2 protein-coding genes are annotated in these 1,832 nt (G+C 74.8%); one reads left to right on the top strand and one right to left on the bottom strand.

What is annotated here, in order from left to right; genetic code table 11:
- Window positions 1-934 (bottom strand): Mrp/NBP35 family ATP-binding protein (locus RDU12_RS15475; RefSeq protein ID WP_308685540.1); only part of this gene is annotated, 934 nt, incomplete at its 3' end.
- An 88-nt stretch (window positions 935-1,022) separates the two neighbouring features.
- On the opposite strand from RDU12_RS15475, the gene miaA reads away from it, so the two are divergent.
- The coding region (gene miaA, locus RDU12_RS15470; protein ID WP_308685538.1) for a tRNA (adenosine(37)-N6)-dimethylallyltransferase MiaA at window positions 1,023-1,832 on the top strand (810 nt) is incomplete at its 3' end.

Below are 1,832 nucleotides of genomic sequence, written 5' to 3'. Positions count from 1 at the left end.
GCACGCCGAGGCGCTCGGCCTCGGCCGCCGCGCCGCCGCGACCGAAGACGTCGCCGCTCATGTTCTCGATCAGGCCGAGGGTCGGGACCTTGACCTTCTGGAACAGGGCGTGGGCGCGGCGGGCGTCGGCCAGGGCCACCTCCTGCGGGGTCGAGACGATGACGGCGCCGTCCAGCGGGGTCTTCTGGATCAGGGTCAGCTGGACGTCGCCGGTGCCGGGCGGCAGGTCGACGACGAGGACGTCGAGCGGCGCGGCCTCGCTCCCCCAGCGGGTCTGGGTCAGCATCTGGGTCAGGGCCTGGGAGGCCATGGGGCCGCGCCAGACCATGGCGTCGGTCTTCTCCGTCAGCAGGCCGATCGACATGACCTTGAGGCCGTGGGCGAGGTGCGGCTCCATCCGGTCGTCGCGGTATTCCGGCTTGCCCGAGACGCCGAGCATGGTCGGCATCGAGGGGCCGTAGACGTCGGCGTCGAGGATGCCGACCGACAGGCCCCGCGCGGCGAGGGCGGCGGCGAGGTTGGCGGCGACGGTGGACTTGCCGACGCCGCCCTTGCCCGAGGCGATGGCGAGGACGCGGCGGACGTGGGCGGGGCGGTCAGTGGGGACCGGGGCCCTGGCGCGCGTCTGGTCGACGGCCTGGGGCGACAGGGCGGCGGACTTGAAGCGCGGCTTCTGCACCGCCTCGGCGGTCAGCACCACCGAGACGCGGGCCATGCCGGGAAGGGCCTTGAGGGCGGCCTCGGCGGCGTCTCGGACGGGGGCGTAGAGGGCGGTCTCGCGGGCCGGGACCTCCAGGACGAAGCCGGCGCGGTCGTCCGCCACCGTCAGGCCCTGGACCAGACCCGCGGCGACCAGTCCCCGCCCGCTCTTCGGATCGATCACCCGGTCGAGGGCGGCGATGACCTGGTTGCGGTCGAGAGGCGGATGGGACACGACGGGAGGCTCCTGTAAGACGCTCGGGGGCGCCGCGCGCGAGGCGGGCGTTCTATCGCCGATATAGGTCATCCCCGCGAGCGCCGATTTGTCCCTGAGCACATCCCCACCCGCCGTGACGCTGCTGGCCGGCCCGACCGCCTCGGGCAAGTCGGCGCTGGCGCTGGAGATCGCGGCGCGGACCGGGGCGGTGATCGTCAACGCCGACAGCCAGCAGCTGTACGCCGACCTGCGGGTGCTGAGCGCCCGGCCGTCGCCCGAAGAGGAGGCGCAGGCGGAGCACCGGCTGTACGGGATCGCGGACGCGGCCGACGCCTGGTCGGTGGGGCGCTGGAGCCGGGCGGCGATGGAGACCCTGGCCGGACTGGACGGACGGCCGGTGCTGTTCGTCGGTGGAACCGGCCTCTATTTCACGGCCCTGACCAAGGGGTTGGCGGATATTCCCGACATTCCGGTCGAGGCGCGCGAGGCGGCGGACCGGGCCTGGGAGGCGGAGGGGGAGACCGCCTTCCGGCGGCGACTGGCCGATCTGGACCCGGCGGCGGCGGCGCGGATCGAGGCGGGCGACCGGCAGCGGCTGACCCGGGCCATGGCGGTGGCAGAACACACCGGCCGGGCGCTCAGCGACTGGACCGCCGACACGACGCCGCTGCTGGCGCCCGGGTCGTGGACCGGGAGGGTGATCGAGCCCGACCGGGCGGCGCTGTACGCCGCCTGCGACGCGCGCGTGGCGCATATGGTCGAGGCCGGGGCGCTGGACGAGGTTCGGGCGCTGCTCGCGCGCGGGCTGGACCCGGCCCTGCCGGCGATGAAGGCCGTGGGGGTGCGCGAGTTCGCGGCGCATCTGGCGGGGGAGACGTCTCTGGCGGCGGCGGTCGAGGCGACGCGGCAGGCGACC

This window comes from Brevundimonas sp. (assembly GCF_031082345.1).
GTDB lineage: Bacteria > Pseudomonadota > Alphaproteobacteria > Caulobacterales > Caulobacteraceae > Brevundimonas.
This window is presented reverse-complemented; position numbering and strand designations above follow the sequence as displayed.